This is a genomic window from Loktanella sp. R86503 (assembly GCF_042466455.1).
In the GTDB taxonomy this organism is placed as follows: domain Bacteria; phylum Pseudomonadota; class Alphaproteobacteria; order Rhodobacterales; family Rhodobacteraceae; genus Loktanella.
This window is the reverse complement of sequence record NZ_JAXHCI010000002.1, coordinates 1,346,142-1,362,705: the sequence shown is the minus strand read 5'-3', so window position 1 is coordinate 1,362,705 and position 16,564 is coordinate 1,346,142. Positions and strand designations below refer to the sequence as shown.

General features: G+C 61.8%; 15 protein-coding genes. 13 read left to right on the top strand and 2 right to left on the bottom strand.

From position 1 onward, the window contains the following. Nucleotides 1-17 precede the first annotated feature (17 nt). The 7 genes from SJY10_RS07540 to SJY10_RS07510 all read left to right on the top strand — a co-directional run bounded on the left by SJY10_RS07540 (nt 18) and on the right by SJY10_RS07510 (nt 8,742). Nucleotides 18-656, top strand: coding sequence for a paraquat-inducible protein A (locus tag SJY10_RS07540; RefSeq protein ID WP_386681120.1), 639 nt, complete (start codon nt 18-20; stop codon nt 654-656). Next, nucleotides 623-1,258: a paraquat-inducible protein A gene (locus tag SJY10_RS07535; protein ID WP_386681118.1), complete on the top strand. Its 636-nt coding sequence runs from the start codon at nt 623-625 to the stop codon at nt 1,256-1,258. Before SJY10_RS07540 ends, SJY10_RS07535 begins: the two co-directional genes overlap by 34 nt. Continuing rightward, nucleotides 1,255-3,699, top strand: coding sequence for an MlaD family protein (locus SJY10_RS07530; RefSeq protein ID WP_386681116.1), 2,445 nt, complete (start codon nt 1,255-1,257; stop codon nt 3,697-3,699). Before SJY10_RS07535 ends, SJY10_RS07530 begins: the two co-directional genes overlap by 4 nt. Before the next feature lies 1 nt (nt 3,700). Beyond that, complete coding sequence (locus tag SJY10_RS07525) at nt 3,701-4,264, top strand: membrane integrity-associated transporter subunit PqiC (protein WP_386681114.1); 564 nt, start codon at nt 3,701-3,703, stop codon at nt 4,262-4,264. 132 nt (nt 4,265-4,396) lie between these two features. Continuing rightward, nucleotides 4,397-6,613 carry a hypothetical protein gene (locus tag SJY10_RS07520; protein WP_386681112.1) on the top strand — a complete coding sequence of 739 codons (2,217 nt, stop codon included), beginning with the start codon at nt 4,397-4,399 and terminating at the stop codon, nt 6,611-6,613. A gap of 180 nt (nt 6,614-6,793) precedes the next feature. Next, the gene (locus SJY10_RS07515; RefSeq protein WP_386681110.1) at nt 6,794-7,564 is read left to right on the top strand and encodes an SDR family NAD(P)-dependent oxidoreductase; all 771 of its coding nucleotides are present in this window, start codon (nt 6,794-6,796) and stop codon (nt 7,562-7,564) included. Next, nucleotides 7,561-8,742: an acyl-CoA dehydrogenase family protein gene (locus SJY10_RS07510; RefSeq protein ID WP_386681108.1), complete on the top strand. Its 1,182-nt coding sequence runs from the start codon at nt 7,561-7,563 to the stop codon at nt 8,740-8,742. Before SJY10_RS07515 ends, SJY10_RS07510 begins: the two co-directional genes overlap by 4 nt. Nucleotides 8,743-8,808: 66 nt before the next feature. Here SJY10_RS07510 and SJY10_RS07505 read toward each other — a convergent pair whose 3' ends face one another. Then, nucleotides 8,809-9,930 carry a Gfo/Idh/MocA family protein gene (locus SJY10_RS07505; protein WP_386681106.1) on the bottom strand — a complete coding sequence of 374 codons (1,122 nt, stop codon included), beginning with the start codon at nt 9,928-9,930 and terminating at the stop codon, nt 8,809-8,811. Next, complete coding sequence (locus SJY10_RS07500; RefSeq protein ID WP_386681104.1) at nt 9,905-10,612, bottom strand: GntR family transcriptional regulator; 708 nt, start codon at nt 10,610-10,612, stop codon at nt 9,905-9,907. Before SJY10_RS07500 ends, SJY10_RS07505 begins: the two co-directional genes overlap by 26 nt. Nucleotides 10,613-10,695: 83 nt before the next feature. On the opposite strand from SJY10_RS07500, the gene SJY10_RS07495 reads away from it, so the two are divergent. The 6 genes from SJY10_RS07495 (at nt 10,696) to dctP (ending at nt 16,559) form a co-directional block, all read left to right on the top strand. After that, nucleotides 10,696-11,856: an LLM class flavin-dependent oxidoreductase gene (locus SJY10_RS07495; protein ID WP_386681102.1), complete on the top strand. Its 1,161-nt coding sequence runs from the start codon at nt 10,696-10,698 to the stop codon at nt 11,854-11,856. Next, the gene (locus SJY10_RS07490; RefSeq protein WP_386681100.1) at nt 11,853-12,749 is read left to right on the top strand and encodes an aldo/keto reductase family oxidoreductase; all 897 of its coding nucleotides are present in this window, start codon (nt 11,853-11,855) and stop codon (nt 12,747-12,749) included. The genes SJY10_RS07495 and SJY10_RS07490 overlap by 4 nt, the downstream gene beginning before the upstream one ends. After that, nucleotides 12,749-13,255: a flavin reductase family protein gene (locus SJY10_RS07485; RefSeq protein WP_386684574.1), complete on the top strand. Its 507-nt coding sequence runs from the start codon at nt 12,749-12,751 to the stop codon at nt 13,253-13,255. Before SJY10_RS07490 ends, SJY10_RS07485 begins: the two co-directional genes overlap by 1 nt. A 129-nt stretch (nt 13,256-13,384) precedes the next feature. Further along, the gene (locus tag SJY10_RS07480) at nt 13,385-13,975 is read left to right on the top strand and encodes a TRAP transporter small permease (protein WP_386681098.1); all 591 of its coding nucleotides are present in this window, start codon (nt 13,385-13,387) and stop codon (nt 13,973-13,975) included. Next, nucleotides 13,975-15,453 carry a TRAP transporter large permease gene (locus SJY10_RS07475; RefSeq protein WP_386681096.1) on the top strand — a complete coding sequence of 493 codons (1,479 nt, stop codon included), beginning with the start codon at nt 13,975-13,977 and terminating at the stop codon, nt 15,451-15,453. The genes SJY10_RS07480 and SJY10_RS07475 overlap by 1 nt, the downstream gene beginning before the upstream one ends. A 38-nt stretch (nt 15,454-15,491) precedes the next feature. Further along, entirely contained in the window at nt 15,492-16,559 is a 1,068-nt protein-coding gene (gene dctP / locus SJY10_RS07470; protein ID WP_386681094.1) for a TRAP transporter substrate-binding protein DctP, read from the top strand. The last annotated feature ends 5 nt before the right edge of the window (nt 16,560-16,564 follow it).

Here is a 16,564-nt window from a genome sequence, read left to right as displayed (position 1 = left end):
GTCAAGTGCCGCACCCTATGACTGACACCGCTGCCCTGCCCCCACTGGACGACCTGATCGCCTGCCCGCACTGCGATACGCTGCATTTGGAACAGGATTTGCCCGAAGGCGCAAAGGCTTATTGCAGCAGGTGTCACATGCTGCTGCTGACGTCGGAACCGCAGGCGATTGTTCGCCTTGTCAGTCTGGCCAGCGCCGCCGTCGTGCTGATGGTGGCGGCGATCAGCTTTCCGTTTCTTGATCTGGATGTGTCGGGGCAACACAACGCCACTTCGGTCATTCATGCAATCACGGTATTCAGTTCCGGCAAGGGCATTCCGCTGGCGATTGCCGTGGCGCTGTTCATTGTGGTGCTACCGCTGGTGCGGCTGCTGGCGCTGATCTTTGCCATCGGCCCGCTGGTACGCGGATCAAAGCCGCATCGCAGCGCCCGTGTCGCCTTTGCCCTGACCGAACAGCTGCGGCCCTGGGCTATGGCTGAAATTTTCATGGTCGGCGTCACCGTAGCGCTGGTCAAGATCGCGGGCATGGCCACGGTCACCGTTGGTCCGGCCTTCTGGGCCTTTGTGGCGCTGGTCATCATCACCATCTTTAACGATCAAATCATGAACAGGTATTCGATTTGGAAAGCACTGGACACGGGCTACAACGCCTGATCACCGCCCGCGAGGCGGGGCTGATCGCCTGCACCCGCTGCGGACAGGTTCACGCGGGCGGTGCGGTGCGGTGCAAGCGGTGCCACGGCCCGCTACGCAGCCGTGACACCCAAAGTCTGCAAAAGGTCTGGGCCTGGCTGATTGCCGGGATTATCGCGTTCTTTCCCGCCAATATCTATCCGATGCTGATCACCAACACGCTGGTCGAACATTCAGAGGCGACGATTATCGGCGGTGTGGTGCAGCTGGTGGGCCATCACAGCTATGGCATTGCGGCCATCGTCTTTGTGGCATCCATCATGATCCCCATCGGCAAGTTCTTGGCAATCGCCTATCTGGCGATCAGCGTGCACCGGCAGCAGATCTTGAAGATGCATCAGCGCCACAAACTATATGATGTGGTTGAATTCATCGGCCGCTGGTCGATGATCGACGTCTTCGTCGTTGCTATTTTATCAGCCTTGGTGCAGTTGGGCGGGGTTGCGACGATCAATCCCGGCGTTGCTGCGCTGAGCTTTGCGTTGTCGGTAGTATTCACCATGCTATCGGCTTTGGCCTTTGACCCCCGGTTGATCTGGGATGCGGACAGGACTGCCCAATGAGTGACGAAAACAACAACACCGGTGCTGCAGCCCTGGACGTGCGCAGCGCAAAACCAAGCATCTGGCGGCGGTTGTCCTTTGTCTGGCTAGTGCCGATCCTGGCCTTGATTGTGTCGGTTTCCGTGGCCTATCAATCCTTTGCTAATCGCGGCGTCCTGATCGAGATCAGCTTTGAAAACGCCAGCGGCGTCGCCGCCGGCGAGACATCGATCAAGTTCCGCGATGTGGAAATCGGCATGGTGGAACGGGTCGAATTTGCCTCTGACCTGCAGAACGTCATCGTCTATGCCCGCGTTGATCAGAACGTTGCCCCCTATCTGGATGCGGATGCCAATTTCTGGGTCGTCCGGCCCGAAGTGGGCCTACGCGGGGTCAGCGGGCTCGATACCGTGTTGTCCGGCGTTTATATCAACGGCGACTGGAATACCGATGCCGCCGAGGCGCAAACCGCCTTTACCGGATTGGAAAGCGCGCCGCTCGCCTCTGCCGGTCAGCGCGGCACGGAAATTGTGCTACGCACCAATGACGGCAGTGCCCTGTCCGCAGGTGCCCCCGTGCTGCACCAAGGCATCGAGGTTGGCGTTCTGGGCACCCCCGTGCTGCAGGACGACGGTCTGACGGTCGAGGTCAGCGCCTTTGTCAACGCGCCCTACGACCGGATCATCACCTCCAACACCCGCTTTTGGGATACCGCCGGTTTCAGCGTCTCGCTCGGCTCTGGCGGTCTGGCGCTGAATGTCGGATCGCTGGCATCCTTGCTCGAAGGCGGCATTGCCTTTGATACGGTCGTTTCCGGCGGCAGCCCGATCCGTGACGGCCAGATCTATGATCTGTTCAGTGACGAGGAAACCGCCCGCAGCAGCCTGTTCAACGACGCAGGCCGGCCAAAGCTGAACGTGGCCGTCATGTTCGACGGCTCTGTCAACGGCCTGTCTGTCGGGTCAGAGGTCCGCTTTCAAGGCCTGCGCATCGGTCAGGTCGCCGATCTGGGGGCTGTCGTGATCGAAAGCGGCGACGACGCCAAGGTCGAACTACGCACCGTACTGGCGATTGAACCGGGCCGCCTTGGTCTGGGCGAGGAAGCAACACCGGATGATGCGCTGGCCCTGCTGGCCGGTTTCGTCGAACAGGGCCTGCGGGCGCGGCTGGTTACCGGCAACATCCTGTCCGGTTCCCTAATCGTGGAACTGGTCGAGGTTGCGGATGCAACACCCGCCACGCTGGACACAAACCAAGAGCCCTTTGCCGTGATCCCGACAACCGTGTCGAATATCACCGATGTCGCAGATCAGGCGCAGGGCGTGTTGAACCGGATCAACAACCTGCCGATTGAGGATCTGATGACCTCTGCCATCGACCTGATGGACAGCGCCAATGCGCTTGTACGCTCTGACGGTGTGATGCAGACGCCCGAACAGGTCGCCGGTCTGTTGTCCGATGCCCGCGGCCTGATCGGCGGCGAGGCGATCCAGGCGATCCCCGACCAGATTGCCGCGGTCGTAGAGCAGGCGCAGACCATCATGGCGCAAGTGAATGGTGTGATCGAACAGGTTGGCAACGCCGATCTGGTCGGTAGCGTCACCCGCACCGTGGCCAATGTCGAGGATGGCACCAAGAACCTTGGCGAAATCTCTGACCAGGCGCAGGCCTTGCTGACCAAGGTCAACGCACTGGAGGTCGAAGCCCTTCTGGCAGAGGCGACCTCTGCCCTGGACGCGATCGAAGGTGTGGCCAACAATTCCGACATCGCCGAAGTGCCGGTGTTCCTGAACCAGCTTCTGGACGAAGCCCGCGCCCTGATCGCCAGCGGCGACGTGCAGGCCCTGCCCGGCGAATTGCGCAATGTTGCCGCCAGTGCTGACCAGATCCTGTCGGATCTGACAGCGGAAAACGTCAGCGGCCAGTTGACCAACGCTATCGCGGCCGCGGCCAGCGCCGCCGAAAATCTGGATACCGCATCGCAGCAACTGCCCGCGATTACGCAGCAATTGAATACGCTGTCGGAAAATGCGGCGCAGATGGATCTAGAAAGCCTGGCTGCCGCTGCGGAAAACACGCTGAACAGCATCGATGCGCTGGTCGGCACGCCAAGTGCGCAGGCCCTGCCCGCGTCCCTGTCGTCAGCACTGGACGAGGTGCAGCTGTTCCTGAACGACATCCGCGCCGGCGGCGCCGTCGAAAATGTGAACGCGGCGCTGCTGTCGGCCAACAACGCGGCCCAGGCGATCGAAGAAGCCGCCCGCAGCCTGCCGGAACTGTCCCGCCAGACCGGCCTGCTGGTGACATCCACTGGCGAAGTGCTGTCGTCCTACGGCGACCGCTCGCGCTTCAATGCTGAAACGCTGTCCACCCTACGCGACATCCAAGAAGCCGCCGACGCGGTGTCCTCTCTCGCGCGGGCGATCCAGCGCAATCCCAACTCTTTGATCACGGGGCGATAACATGCTGAAAACCACCCTTACCCTTGCCGCCCTGCTGACCGCGACCGCCTGCGGCAGCACCGTCACCCGGCTGAACATGCCCGCGGTGGAACCCACCGCCAGCCTGCGCGCCAGCGTCGGATCAGTCATGATCCGCACAGTGTCCCTGCCCACCTATGCCGCCGCCGAGGAAATCGCGCTGGAAACCGCGCCGGGCGTCATCACCTCTGACGGGGATCTGCTGTCCGCCGACGATCCGTCCCGCAGCGTGACGCTGGCCCTGACCCAAGGCGTCGGCGATATCCTGAATGCCAACGTCGGCCCTGACCCCTGGCCCTTTGCAGGCCTGCCGGATGTGGCAGTCGATGTGCGCGTGTCCGATATGCTCGGCAGCGCCGTCACCGGGACCTTCCGCCTGGCGGGCCAGTATTACATCGGCGGCGACGGCATCGACTATGCCAACAGCAGCCACAACTTTGCCTATACCGTGCCCATGGCCACCCCGGATATTCCCGGTGCCATCGCCGCCCAAGGCAGCGCCGTGGCGCAACTGGCCGAAGACATCGCCCGCAAGCTGGGCCGCTGATCGCCATGAAATCGTGCCAGTCTGGGCAAGGCCGCGACCCAATTCGCCGCTAATCCCTGCCCAGACGCATTGCGGTTTTGCCGGATCACCGGGCAGGCTGCGCTTTGTCACGTTCAATCGATAGGCTTCACCATGACCCCCGCCGACCTGACAGGCAGCATCATCAGCCACCGCAACGACCGGATGGGTGGCCGCATCATTGCCATGCTGAACGCCATGCGCATCGCAAAGGACTACGACCTGCCGTTCTATGTCGGCTGGACCACCGGCGGGCGCACTAGCGAAGAGGTGCGCGATCCTTCCATGATCTTTGACAAGGACTGGATCGCTGCGCATTTTTTCGACAGCGATATCCTTGGCGACATCTACAGAGACCTGATCGACCTGTCCGTGCTGGTCAGCGACGACCGCTGGACCCCTGACCGCTTTCGCGCCGCGCTGGCATCCGGCGAAAGCTTTTTGTCGGGCGCAGCCATGGGCGTTACTGTCCTGCCTTGGGAAGACGCCGCCGACGTGGCTGCCCGGCTGCCGGATGCCCTGGCGCATTTCAGGTTCAGCCCGCCGGTGCAGGATATGATCACCCGCATCGACAACGTCTTTGCCGGCACCAAACTGACCGCCTATCACATCCGCCGCGGCGACATCATCCATGACCCGATCACCTCGAACAAGCTGTGGTCGAACAAATACATCCCCCGCGAATTCTATGAACAGCACCTGGCCCTGACGCTGCAGGACCCGGATGCGCGCGTGCTGATCTTTTCCGACACCCCGGTCGAGGTCGAGCGCCTGAAGATGTTTGATGCGCGCGTGCAAGGCTTTGACGACTTGCTGGGCGATACGGACCTGACCACCGGCGCACGGGACTTTCTTGAACTCTTTGCCATGTCGCGGTGCAAGAATATCTACGGCCCGCCCTCCTCCGCCTTCAGCCAGACCGCGATGACCATTGGCGGCTGCAACCTACAGGCGGTCGAGGATTCGCTGCACCCCGTCCACCGGGATGCCGCAATGGACCGTATGACGGACCGCCTTGAAGCCCGCTCTGACATGTTCATCAATATGGGCGATGTGGGCCAGTGCCTGCATTTCCTGATCGAACACATGAAAGCCAAAGGCAATCCGGATCGGGCCAAGCGCATCATCCGCGCCTATATGGAAAACGGCCTCGACAAGTCATTTGCCTACCAGCTGCTGTGCGAACTCTCGGTCGCCACCGATGATCTGCCCTATTGCGAAGGGGTCCGCGATCTGGCCTATGCCCGCCCGGTCTATGTCGATGACAGCATGGCCGTGGTGAATACCTATTCGGCCCTGCATCAGATGACCGAAGGTCACGGCGAAACTGCATTGCAACGGCTGCAAACCGCCTTCTGGTTCCGTCCGCTCGACAATGTCGTGCATGGCGCGTTGAACCTTGCGCTGACCGCCGGGATCGTAACGCCGCAGAACTTCTACCCCTTTGATCCGGACATGACCCGGCAAAAAGGCAACGTCTTCCCTTCGGGCCGCAAGGCCCTGGCAGAGCTGAACGACATCGCCCCGCAAGGCCATAGCTCCGAAGACCGCTCTGATTTTCACATGTGGGATATCGTGGTGCGCGACTGGCGGCTCAGCTGCGGCAAGAAACTGAACCGCGCCTTCACGAATAAATCCAAGATTACCAAACAGCTAGAGATGATCTCCCGCTCCTACGCAAAGCTGGGCGACAGCCCGGCGCTGCTTTCGGCCCGCGGCGTGCTGATGTTCGCCGCCGGCGATCTGGACGGGGCCTTGACCGCACAGCGCGCCGCCATCGAAGCTGCGCCCGATGTGCCACTCTATCGCAAACGGATTTCCGACATCCTATTTACACAGGACAGCAAGAAAACAGCCCTGTTCCAACTGCGCAAGGCATCTGACCTGACCGGCTGGCATCCGTGCTATCAGGCAGAGCTGGCACAGCGCCTTTGGAAGCTGAAGGAACGGGACGAATACTGGCAGATCGTCGATAAGCTGGCGCAGACGAACCATGACTTCATCGAAGTGCAGCTGATGACCTCTGACATGCTGCGGCGCGACCCGGACCGCCTCGAAGACGCGCTGGTCCTTGTCGACCGCGCGCTGGTGCCCGGTCACGGGGCCCACCGCCTGCTGGCCGCCCGTGCTAAGCTTTTGATGATGCTGGAACGGGTCGATGCAGCGCAAGATGTCTATGAAACGCTGGTAAATTGCGGTCTGGGCACGGAACACACCCATATGGAAATCTACCGCCAGTTCAGCGCACTTGGCCGCGAAGACATCGCAAAAGACCTGACCGATCGCAGCATCTATGACTTCGACATGATCAAGGAAATGGTGAACAGCTAACCGCGCGGCGTCCCTCCTTCTTCTGGTCCCAAATATCCCGGGGGAGTCGCGCAGCGACGGGGGCTGGCCCCCATCACCCCTTCCGCATGGCAAAGCGGGCCGATCCCCGCTGGACCTTGCCCCAATCCCGGTGCCACACTCTGCTCAGCGCAAAGCGATGCGTTTGAGGGAGGAAACACCATGAACATTTCAGGACAGGCCACTATCGTGGCCGGCGGGGCCTCCGGCCTTGGGGCGGCGACGGCCCGCGCCATGGCGGCGGCAGGGGCAAAGGTCGCAATCCTCGACCGCAACGCGGACGCGGGCCGCAGCATCGCGGCAGAGATCGGCGGCATCTTTTGCCAGACCGACGTCACCGATCCCGGCAGTGTCGCCCAGGCCATCAATGACGTGGCAGCAGCCCATGGCCCGGCCCGCATCGTGGTGAATTGCGCCGGCATCGCCCCGCCCGCCAAGGTTGTGAACCGCGACGGGGACGCTTTACCGCTGGCCGACTTTATGGCCACAGTGAATGTGAACCTTGCGGGCAGTTTCAACGTCATGGCGCAGGCCGCAGCGGCGATGCAGCGGCTGGACCCGCTGGCACCCCAGAACGAAGAACGCGGCGTGATCATCAACACCGCCTCTGTCGCAGCCTATGACGGGCAGATCGGGCAAGCGGCCTATGCGGCGTCGAAAGGCGGCATCGCAGCGATGACCTTGCCCGTAGCGCGGGAAATGGCGCGCTTTGGCATTCGCGTGATGACCATCGCGCCAGGGCTGTTCCTGACGCCCCTGATGGAAAGCCTGCCTGCGGATGCCCAGGAAAGCCTTGGCCGGCAGGTTCCCTTTCCGCCCCGCCTTGGCGATCCGGCGGATTATGCCAAGCTGGTACTGTCCATCGTCGACAACATCATGCTGAACGGCGAAGTCATCCGCCTTGACGGCGCTATCCGCATGGCCCCGAAATGAGCGCGCTTCTGGAACGCCGCGGCATCAGCGACCGCGCGCTGGACCTTGCCGACAAAGTCGAAGCCTTCGTGCGCAATGTCATCGCCCCGTTCGAGCAGGACTCGCGCCAAGGCGCGCATGGCCCGTCAGAGGCGCTGGTCGCTGACCTGCGCGCCCGCGCCCGCGATGCCGGCCTGATGACGCCGCATATCCCCGGCGGCACTGGGCATCTGACCCAGCGCGAAACGGCGGCGGTGCTGATCCGGTCCGGCCTGTCGCCCCTAGGCCCCGTCGCGCTGAACACCGCTGCGCCAGACGAAGGCAATATGTTTCTGCTGGGCAAGGTTGCCAGCGAAGCCCTTAAGGACCGCTTTTTGAAACCCCTTGTCGCCGGCGATGCGCGATCGGCGTTTTTCATGACCGAACCGGACGGGGGCGCGGGGTCTGATCCGTCGATGATGCAGACGACCTGCACGCCCGATGGCAACCACTGGGTCATCAACGGGCGCAAAACCTATATCACCGGGGCAGAGGGGGCAAAGGTCGGCATTGTCATGGCCAAATCCGATGACGGGGCCTGCATGTTTCTGGTGGACCTGCCCCACCCGGCGATCAAAACCGTTCGCATCCTCGATACCATCGACAACTCCATGCCCGGCGGCCACGCCGAGATCGAGATCGACAACCTGCGCCTGCCCGCCGATCAGATGCTGGGCGATCCGGGCGAAGGTTTCCGCTATGCCCAAGTCCGCCTTGCCCCGGCGCGGCTGTCGCATTGCATGCGCTGGCTGGGGGCCTGCGTACGAGCGCAGGAAATTGCGACGGATTACGCCAACCGCCGTAATGCCTTTGGTAAACCTTTGATCGAACACGAAGGCGTCGGCTTCATGCTCGCGCAAAATCGCATTGATCTGAAACAGGCAGAGCTGATGACGCTGTGGTGCGCCGATGTGCTGGACAGCGGCGCATACGGGACCACCGAATCCTCCATGACCAAGGTCGCGGTGTCAGAGGCGCTGATGCGCGTCGCCGACAACTGCGTGCAGGTCATGGGCGGTCAGGGCGTCACCGCTGATACGATTGTGGAAAAGGTGTTTCGCGAAATCCGGGCGTTCCGCATCTATGACGGCCCGACCGAAGTGCACAAATGGTCGCTGGCCGGTAAAATCGCCCGCGACTGGAAAAAGGCGCAAGGCTAGGCAACAAAGGGGAGGATGTTTCGCAAAAGACATCCTCCCCGTATCGCGATTTTTGTGCGATGTGCCTTAGATCAGCGTGACAGCCTGACCGGTCAGTGCCGATTGCTGCGCTGCCATGCCCATACGCACCGCCATCGCGCCGTCAGTGACCGTCACCTCGACCCCGGCCTCTGCCCGCACGGCAGCAGCAAAGCGCTGGTGCTGGTAGAAGGTCGCGCCATTATGGTCGCCTGCTTCCAGCAGCTGCGGATCGACCGGGATTTCCACCGTATAGGGCCCCTTGGGGTCGCGGGGGCTGACGGTCAGTGTCGGGATCGGGGCCGCGCCAAGCGCGGGCGGCCAGAACCGGCCGGGACCGGGCACCTGCACTTCGATCTTGCCTTGCGGGCCAAGGGCGCAGATTTCCTCTTGGAACCGGGCCCCTTCGGCGAACATGCACAGTTCCAGCATGGCGCGGGTGCCATTGGCGAAATCGACGATGACAAAGGCGTTGTCCCAGATATCAGGCGTTTGCCCGTCATAGGATTCGTCCAGATGATTCGCCGCCTGCCCGCCGCTGGCCATGATACGCACCGGCTCTGACTGCACGATCAGCCGCATCAGGTCAAAGAAATGGCAGCATTTTTCCACCAGCGTGCCGCCCGTGCGGGCGTTAAAGCGGTTCCAGTCGCCGATCTTGGGCAGGAACGGAAAGCGATGCTCGCGGATGGTCAGCATCTTGATGCCGCCGGTCGCCGCCTCGGCCTGGGCTACAAAGGCGGACACGGGGGGCATGTAGCGGTATTCCATCGCGACCCAGACCGGGTGCGGATAATCGCGGAACAGCTCTTCGACCTCTGCCGCCTCGGCGGGATCCACAAACAGCGGCTTTTCACACAGAATCGGCAGCGGACGCTGCGCCACGATCTGGCGCAGTTGCGGCAGGTGGCAGTCGTTGGGGCTGACGATAACCAGCGCATCCAGATCAGGCTCTGCCAACAGATCCTCCAGACTGTTGGCAACGCGGGCCCCGCCCGCAAGGCGCGCAGCGGCCTGCGCCAGATCATCCACCGGATCGTAAACGACCGCGACGGCGGCTTCCGGCAGCAAGGCAATGTTGCGCACGTGTTCCTGCGCCATCATCCCGCAGCCAATCAGCCCGTAGTTCATTACTTTCGACATTTTACCCTCGTCCCATGCGCGATACATATCGCGCCCTTTCATGATCGAACCATGTGCGTGAAAACTCTGCCCGCGTGCCGTCCGCAGCCCGGCTAACGCGCGAGATGTGGGCCGACATCGTGCCGGGTTTCACTGAAAATTCCGCCGGTGCCCAATCCGGCACGGCGCGTAAACCGATGCGATCCTCGACCGAGGCGATGACCAGCCCCAGACGGTCGCGGTAGTGGCGATAAAGCGAATCCGACAGATCATCCGCCGACAGACGCGCGGCGCGGGCGGCGTCCAGCCAGATCTCCTCGACCGCGATGGGCACGTCGTCGATCCGGCGCAAACGGCGGATACGCCAACCCTGCGCGGCGCTGCCAAAGGCAGGCGCATCCTGCGGCTTGGGGCAAAGCGTCACGTCCAGCACGGTGGCCGTCGGCAGACCGCCGCCGTTGGGGCGTTCAAGGCGAAAGAAGCTATAGACCGACTGCACATCAGGGCGCTGGCGGATGTAGTTGCCTGACCCTTGGACGCGAACCAGCAGACCCTGTTCTGTCAATAATGCCAAAGCTTTGCGCAGGGTTCCGACGGACAGGCCTAGATCCTGCGCCATCGTGCGTTCGTTCGGCAGACGCGTGCCGTCAGCCAGATGGCCCGCCGCGATTTCACGGATCAGACGTTCGCTGACCTGCACATATTTTGGTAAGGGGGGCTTGGGCGGCACGGGGTCATTCCAAATTGATACACTATTGTTACACTCCAATTCCCATGCTATGCAAGCCCCAACACCAAGCGGGAGGAGCCGCCATGACCGATACCGTTGTCCCCGTCACCAGCCAGGAACTCGACGCTGCAGAAGTGTCCTGGTTCTCTGCGCTTTGCTCTGATGACTACCAGTTTCTGGGCGTGCCGGACGGCGATCTGCGTTCCAGCTGGGAACACTGCCGCGACATCGGGCTAGAGGCAGAGCGTCAGGGGTTTCGCAACATTCTTGCCCCCTCCTCCTATCAGGTCGGTCAGGACACGCTGTCCTATGTCTCCGCCATGGCCCCGCTGACGGAACGCATCAATTTCCTGGCTGCTATTCGCTGCGGTGAAATGCAGCCGATCATGCTGGCGCGCACCGTTGCGACGCTGGACCATATGCTAAAGGGCCGTTTGACCCTGAACGTGATCAGCAGCGACTTTCCCGGCGAAAAGGCTGACAGCGCCTTCCGCTATCGCCGCAGCCATGAAGTGGTCGAGATTTTGCGCCAGGCTTGGACGCGGGACAAGATCAACTTCAGCGGCGAAGTCTATGATTTCAAGGACGTCCCCACCGGTCCTGCGACACCTTATCAGACCGGCGGCCCGCTGCTGTACTTCGGCGGCTATTCCCCTGACGCGCTGGAGCTTTGCGGCGCGCAGTGCGACGTCTATCTGATGTGGCCGGAAACCAAGGACGTTCTGGCGCAGCGGATGAAAGACGTTCATGCCCGCGCCGAAGCGCATGGCCGCACGCTGGATTACGGTCTGCGCGTCCACATGATCGTGCGCGACACAGAGGCGGAGGCAAAGGAATACGCCGAATATATCGCAAGCAAGCTGGATGACGAATACGGCAAGCTGATCCGCGACCGCGCCCATGACAGCATCAGCCTTGGCGTTGCCCATCAGGCGCGCGCCCGCGAATTGGCCGACCAGTTCGGCTATACCGAACCGGGTCTGTGGACCGGCATTGGCCGCGCGCGGTCCGGTTGCGGCGCGGCGCTTGTCGGGTCGACCGATCAGGTTATGTCCAAGATCGAAGATTACCAGAAGATGGGCATCCGCGCCTTCATCTTCTCTGGCTATCCGCACATCGAAGAAGCGCAGCATTTCGGCAGCCGCGTCATGCCGCACCTGAAAACCTGTTCACTGCCCGAAGCTTATGGCCGGGTGCCGACGACAACACCGCAGACGCCGCTTGGCGCAGGACCCCGTACATGAACCGTATCAAGATTACCGATTCCGTCGAATTCAGCCGTATCGTCTATGGCATGTGGCGCCTTGGCGACGACGCCGACACCAGCCCCGCCCATGTCCAGGCCAAGATCGAGGCCTGCCTTGACCAAGGCATCACCACGATGGACCAGGCCGACATTTATGGCGGCTATATGGCAGAGGAAATCATGGGCGCGGCGCTGAAAGCGGCCCCCGCCCTGAAGGATAAGATCGAGGTCGTGACCAAGTGCGACATCGTGATCGACGCCGGACGCCATGCGGGCGCAACGGTCAAGCATTACGACACCAGCCCCGCCTATATCAACGCATCCGTCGATGCGTCGCTGTCGCTGATGGGCGTCGACAAGATCGACATGTTGCTGATCCACCGCCCCGATCCGTTGATGGATCATCTGGCAACGGGGCGTGCGCTGGACGATCTGGTCGCCTCTGGCAAGGTGCGCGCCGTTGGCGTGTCGAACTTCCGCCCCTGGGACTGGTCGTTGCTGCAGTCCGGCATGGAAACGCCGCTGGCTACCAACCAGATCGAGCTGTCGCTGGCCAACCTTGACCCCTTCGTCAACGGCGATGTGGCGCATCTGCAGCAGCACGCCAAGCCAATCATGGCCTGGTCCCCCCTTGGCGGCGGCCGCCTGATGGACAGCGCCGGCGGGCCCGACTTGCACGCCATGATGACCGAAATGGCCGAAGAGTCCGGCACCGATACCGCGGCCATCGCAGTGGCATGGCTGCTGGCCCACCCCGCCAACATCCTGCCGGTCATGGGCACCAATACCCTCAGCCGGATTGCCACGCTGGCAGACGCGCTGAAGGTCAAGATGGATCGCCAGACCTGGTTCAAGCTTTACACCGCCGCCCTCGGGCGCGAGGTCGCATGATGGAGGCAGGCACCCTGCAGTCATTCGATCCGGCCGCCGATCCCGCCAGCTTTCGTGGTGCCTTGGGCAGCTTTGTCACCGGTGTGACCGTGGTCACGACCGACAGCCCGGAAGGGCCGGTCGGCATCGTCGCCAACAGCTTTGCCAGCGTGTCGCTCGACCCGCCGATGGTGCTGTGGTCCCCTGCCAAAAGCAGCAGCCGCTTTGACCACTTTGCGGCGGCCCCCCGTTTTGTCATTCATGTGATGGCGGCGGACCAGCGCGACATCTGCGCGGCAATCATCGCATCCAAAACAGCGGTGGCGGACATCCCGATGGATGTGTCGTCCTGCGGCATGCCCGTGATCAAAGGAGCGCTGGCCACGTTTGAATGTGAACTGGCTGCCAGCCACGACGCAGGCGATCACGTCATCGTCGTGGGCCGCGTCACCAAGGCCCACCACGCCGGAGGAGAGCCTTTGGCCTTCCACGCCGGCAGTTATGGAGCGGTTAACGTTAAGAACTAATTTACATTTCGGTCGCGGTGCAAAATACAAGGCGAAGAATAGCATCGCGACGGGGTAGCCCCCACTCACTCGGGTCTTGAGCAAAGAACCGGCCACGCCCACACCGGGCATAACAGGGGAGGAGCCGGCATGCCGGTCCTGTTTGGGGTCCTTTGGCCCTTACAACGTCTGAACACTGGATTGCTGGCCGTTGGCCGGACAATTGCGGTTGCGCTGCTTGCGGCGATGGTCTGCTTCATCCTGGGGCAGGTCTTTTTCCGCTATGTCCTGAACGATGCCCCGCGCTGGACCGAAGAGGCCGCGCGCTTTGGCATGCTCTGGATGACCGGCCTGATGGCCCCCGTCGCCTATCGTCAGGGCGGATTTGTCGCCATCGACATGGTCGAACGCGCCCTGCCCCGCATTGCCGCCGGTATCCTGACCCTGACCCTGCTGGCCGTGTCGCTGTGGGTGCTTTGCGTCATGTGGGACCGCGGTTTGAACAACCACGTCTTCAGCCTGTCCGGACGCGGCACCATGCCATCCCTGCGGATCCCGCTGGATCTGCTGGGCGGCGAAAGCATCAAGTTCAAAAACCAATGGATGTTCGCCTCTCTTTTCGTGGGCGTGACCTTGCTGATCCTTGTGAACATCGAACTGATGCTGCGCCAGACGATTACCCTGCTGGGCGGAGCCGACAGGCTAAAGCCGCTGGCCGACAAGACTGTGATGGCTGAATAATGCTGCTTTTATTCCTTCCCCTTTTCCTGATCCTGATCCTGATCGGCCTTCCCATCGTCTTTGCGCTTATGTTCTCGCCCATCGCGATGATCATGATCGAAGGCGACACCCGCAATGTCGTCGCGGGCCTTTACCGCAACCTTTACAACGGTATGGATAGCTTTCCGCTGATGGCGCTGCCGTTTTTCATGCTGGCCGGCGAAATTATGAACCGCGGCGGCATCACGATGCGCCTTGTGGAATTTTCCCAAGCCTTCATCGGGCATTTGCGCGGCGGACTGGCCCATGTGAACATCTTGTCCAGCTTTTTATTCGCAGGCATGTCCGGCTCTGCCGTGGCCGACGTCTCGGCCCTCGGCTCGACCCTGATTCCCGCGATGGAACAAAACGGCTATACCCGCCGCTTTGCCGCGGCGATCACCGCCGCCAGCTCTGTAATCGGGCCGATTATTCCGCCGTCCGGCATCATGATCATCTATGCCTATGTTATGGGCGAAAGTGTCGCCGCCCTGTTCCTTGCAGGCATCGTGCCGGGCATATTGATCGGCCTTGGTCTTATGATCACGGTCTGGTTCATGGCCGACCGCTATGACCTGCCCAAGGCGGAACGCATCGTCCACCCCGGCCAGACCATTTCCACCACGGAATACTGGGTCAGCTTCGCCCTGCTGCGCCTGAACTTTGCCTATATCATGTATGCGCTGGCGGGGCTGATCCCCGGCGCAGGCGCGGTGCCCGGTCTGCTGCTGTTCGTCATCATGCTGATCCCGGCCCACCTGATCCTGATGGGCTACCGCAAGCGCGTCAGCCACGACTTCCGCCTGATCTGCAAAAAGGCCGTGGCCCCGCTGCAAACGCCCATCATCATCCTGGGCGGTATCCTGATCGGCGTCTTCACCCCGACCGAAGCCTCTGCCGTTGCCGTGGCCTATGCGCTGGTGGTCAGCTTTGTCGTGCTACGCACCATGACTCTGGCGGATTTGTGGGCTGTGCTGGGCAAATCCGCCCTTGGCACCGCAGCCGTGCTGCTGCTGGTGGGGGCTGCCGTCGCGTTCAAGACCGTCGTCTCGCTGTCCTACGCACCGGAAATCCTTGCCGATTTCATGCTGTCCTTGTCCAGCAACCCGCTGATCCTGCTGTTCCTGATCAACATCCTTCTGTTTATTGTCGGCATGTTTCTGGACGCAGGTCCGGCGATCATCATCCTCGGCCCGATCCTTGGCCCGATCTTTGTCTCGCTCGGGGTCGATCCAATCCACTTTGCCATGATCATGTCGGTCAACCTGACCGTCGGCCTTGCAACACCGCCCATGGGTCTGGTGCTTTTCGTCAGCTCCACCGTCTCTGGCGAACGGGTCGAAACCATCGCAAAGGCCATCCTGCCCTTCCTCGCGGTCGAGATCGCGGTGATCTTTCTGATTACCTATATCCCCGCGATATCAATGACGATTCCGCGCTTGACTGGCTTTGCCAACTGACGCGACACTGCACGAAAACCACCAAGGGAGAGAGAGAAATGAAACACCTGATCACCGGCGCGCTGACCGCCGCCCTGCTAACCAGCACGGCCGCGACAGCCTGGGCACAAGACGCAACCTATACCCTGCGCGCCACGGCCAACAGCAACGAAAACGACGAAGACTATGACGGTCTGGTCGTGTTCAAGAACTACGTCGAAGCGGCCTCCAACGGCGCGATCGAAGTCGAAATGTTCATCGGCACGCAGCTGTGCTCGACCGGCGAGGAATGCCTCGAAGGCGTCTCCGAAGGCTCCATTGACATCTATATCGCCACATCCGGCGGCACGGCATCGCTGTTCCCCTTTGTGCAGGTCCTCGATTTGCCCTACCTGATGGCCGATGACCGCGTGGCCGAATCCGTGCTCGACAACGGCTCGCCCTTTGTCGGTACATTGCGCGACATGGTGCGCGAAGCCTCCGGCGACTCGATCCGCCTGATGACCATCGGCAACACCGGCGGCTGGCGCAACGTGGCCAACGTCACCAAGACCATCCGCACACCCGATGATCTGACCGGCCTGAAGATCCGCACTGTTCCCGCTGAACTGCCACAGGTCTTGGCCACCGCATGGGGCGCGGCGCCAACGGCGATCCCATGGCCCGAACTCTTCACCTCGCTGCAGACCGGCGTTGTCGAAGGCACCGCAAACGGCATCACCGACATCATGTCGATGAAATTTCCCGACGCCGGCCTGAAGTATCTGACGCTGGACCAGCACGACTACATGGGGGCCCTGTGGTTCATGAACAACGCCAAGTTCATGGATATGCCAGAAGACATGCGCAAGATCGTCGCCGACGGCTTCTACCAGCTGCAGCAGGCCACCTTTGCCAGCCCCAAGCGTAAGTCGATCGAAGCCTACGCCGCCTTCGCAGAGGCCGGCGGTGAAGTCTACGTCCCCACCGCCGAGGAAAAGCAGGCGTTCCAAGACGCTGCAGCCCCGGTGCAGGACTGGTTCCGTGAAAATGTTGACGGCGGCACCGAAGCCCTCGACGCCCTGCTCGCCTCCGTGGAAGAGGTCAACGCGCGCCTTGCTGCGGAATACGAAACCGAACTGAACTAAACTAA

What these genes read in the sequence shown, in the direction of transcription:
- SJY10_RS07540 (WP_386681120.1), top strand. Translation starts at nt 18, where the DNA reads ATGACTGACACCGCTGCCCTGCCCCCACTGGACGACCTGATCGCCTGC.
- SJY10_RS07530 (WP_386681116.1), top strand. Translation starts at nt 1,255, where the DNA reads ATGAGTGACGAAAACAACAACACCGGTGCTGCAGCCCTGGACGTGCGC.
- SJY10_RS07525 (WP_386681114.1), top strand. Translation starts at nt 3,701, where the DNA reads ATGCTGAAAACCACCCTTACCCTTGCCGCCCTGCTGACCGCGACCGCC.
- SJY10_RS07520 (WP_386681112.1), top strand. Translation starts at nt 4,397, where the DNA reads ATGACCCCCGCCGACCTGACAGGCAGCATCATCAGCCACCGCAACGAC.
- SJY10_RS07515 (WP_386681110.1), top strand. Translation starts at nt 6,794, where the DNA reads ATGAACATTTCAGGACAGGCCACTATCGTGGCCGGCGGGGCCTCCGGC.
- SJY10_RS07510 (WP_386681108.1), top strand. Translation starts at nt 7,561, where the DNA reads ATGAGCGCGCTTCTGGAACGCCGCGGCATCAGCGACCGCGCGCTGGAC.
- SJY10_RS07505 (WP_386681106.1), bottom strand. Translation starts at nt 9,930, where the DNA reads ATGTATCGCGCATGGGACGAGGGTAAAATGTCGAAAGTAATGAACTAC.
- SJY10_RS07495 (WP_386681102.1), top strand. Translation starts at nt 10,696, where the DNA reads ATGACCGATACCGTTGTCCCCGTCACCAGCCAGGAACTCGACGCTGCA.
- SJY10_RS07490 (WP_386681100.1), top strand. Translation starts at nt 11,853, where the DNA reads ATGAACCGTATCAAGATTACCGATTCCGTCGAATTCAGCCGTATCGTC.
- SJY10_RS07485 (WP_386684574.1), top strand. Translation starts at nt 12,749, where the DNA reads ATGGAGGCAGGCACCCTGCAGTCATTCGATCCGGCCGCCGATCCCGCC.
- SJY10_RS07480 (WP_386681098.1), top strand. Translation starts at nt 13,385, where the DNA reads ATGCCGGTCCTGTTTGGGGTCCTTTGGCCCTTACAACGTCTGAACACT.
- SJY10_RS07475 (WP_386681096.1), top strand. Translation starts at nt 13,975, where the DNA reads ATGCTGCTTTTATTCCTTCCCCTTTTCCTGATCCTGATCCTGATCGGC.
- dctP (WP_386681094.1), top strand. Translation starts at nt 15,492, where the DNA reads ATGAAACACCTGATCACCGGCGCGCTGACCGCCGCCCTGCTAACCAGC.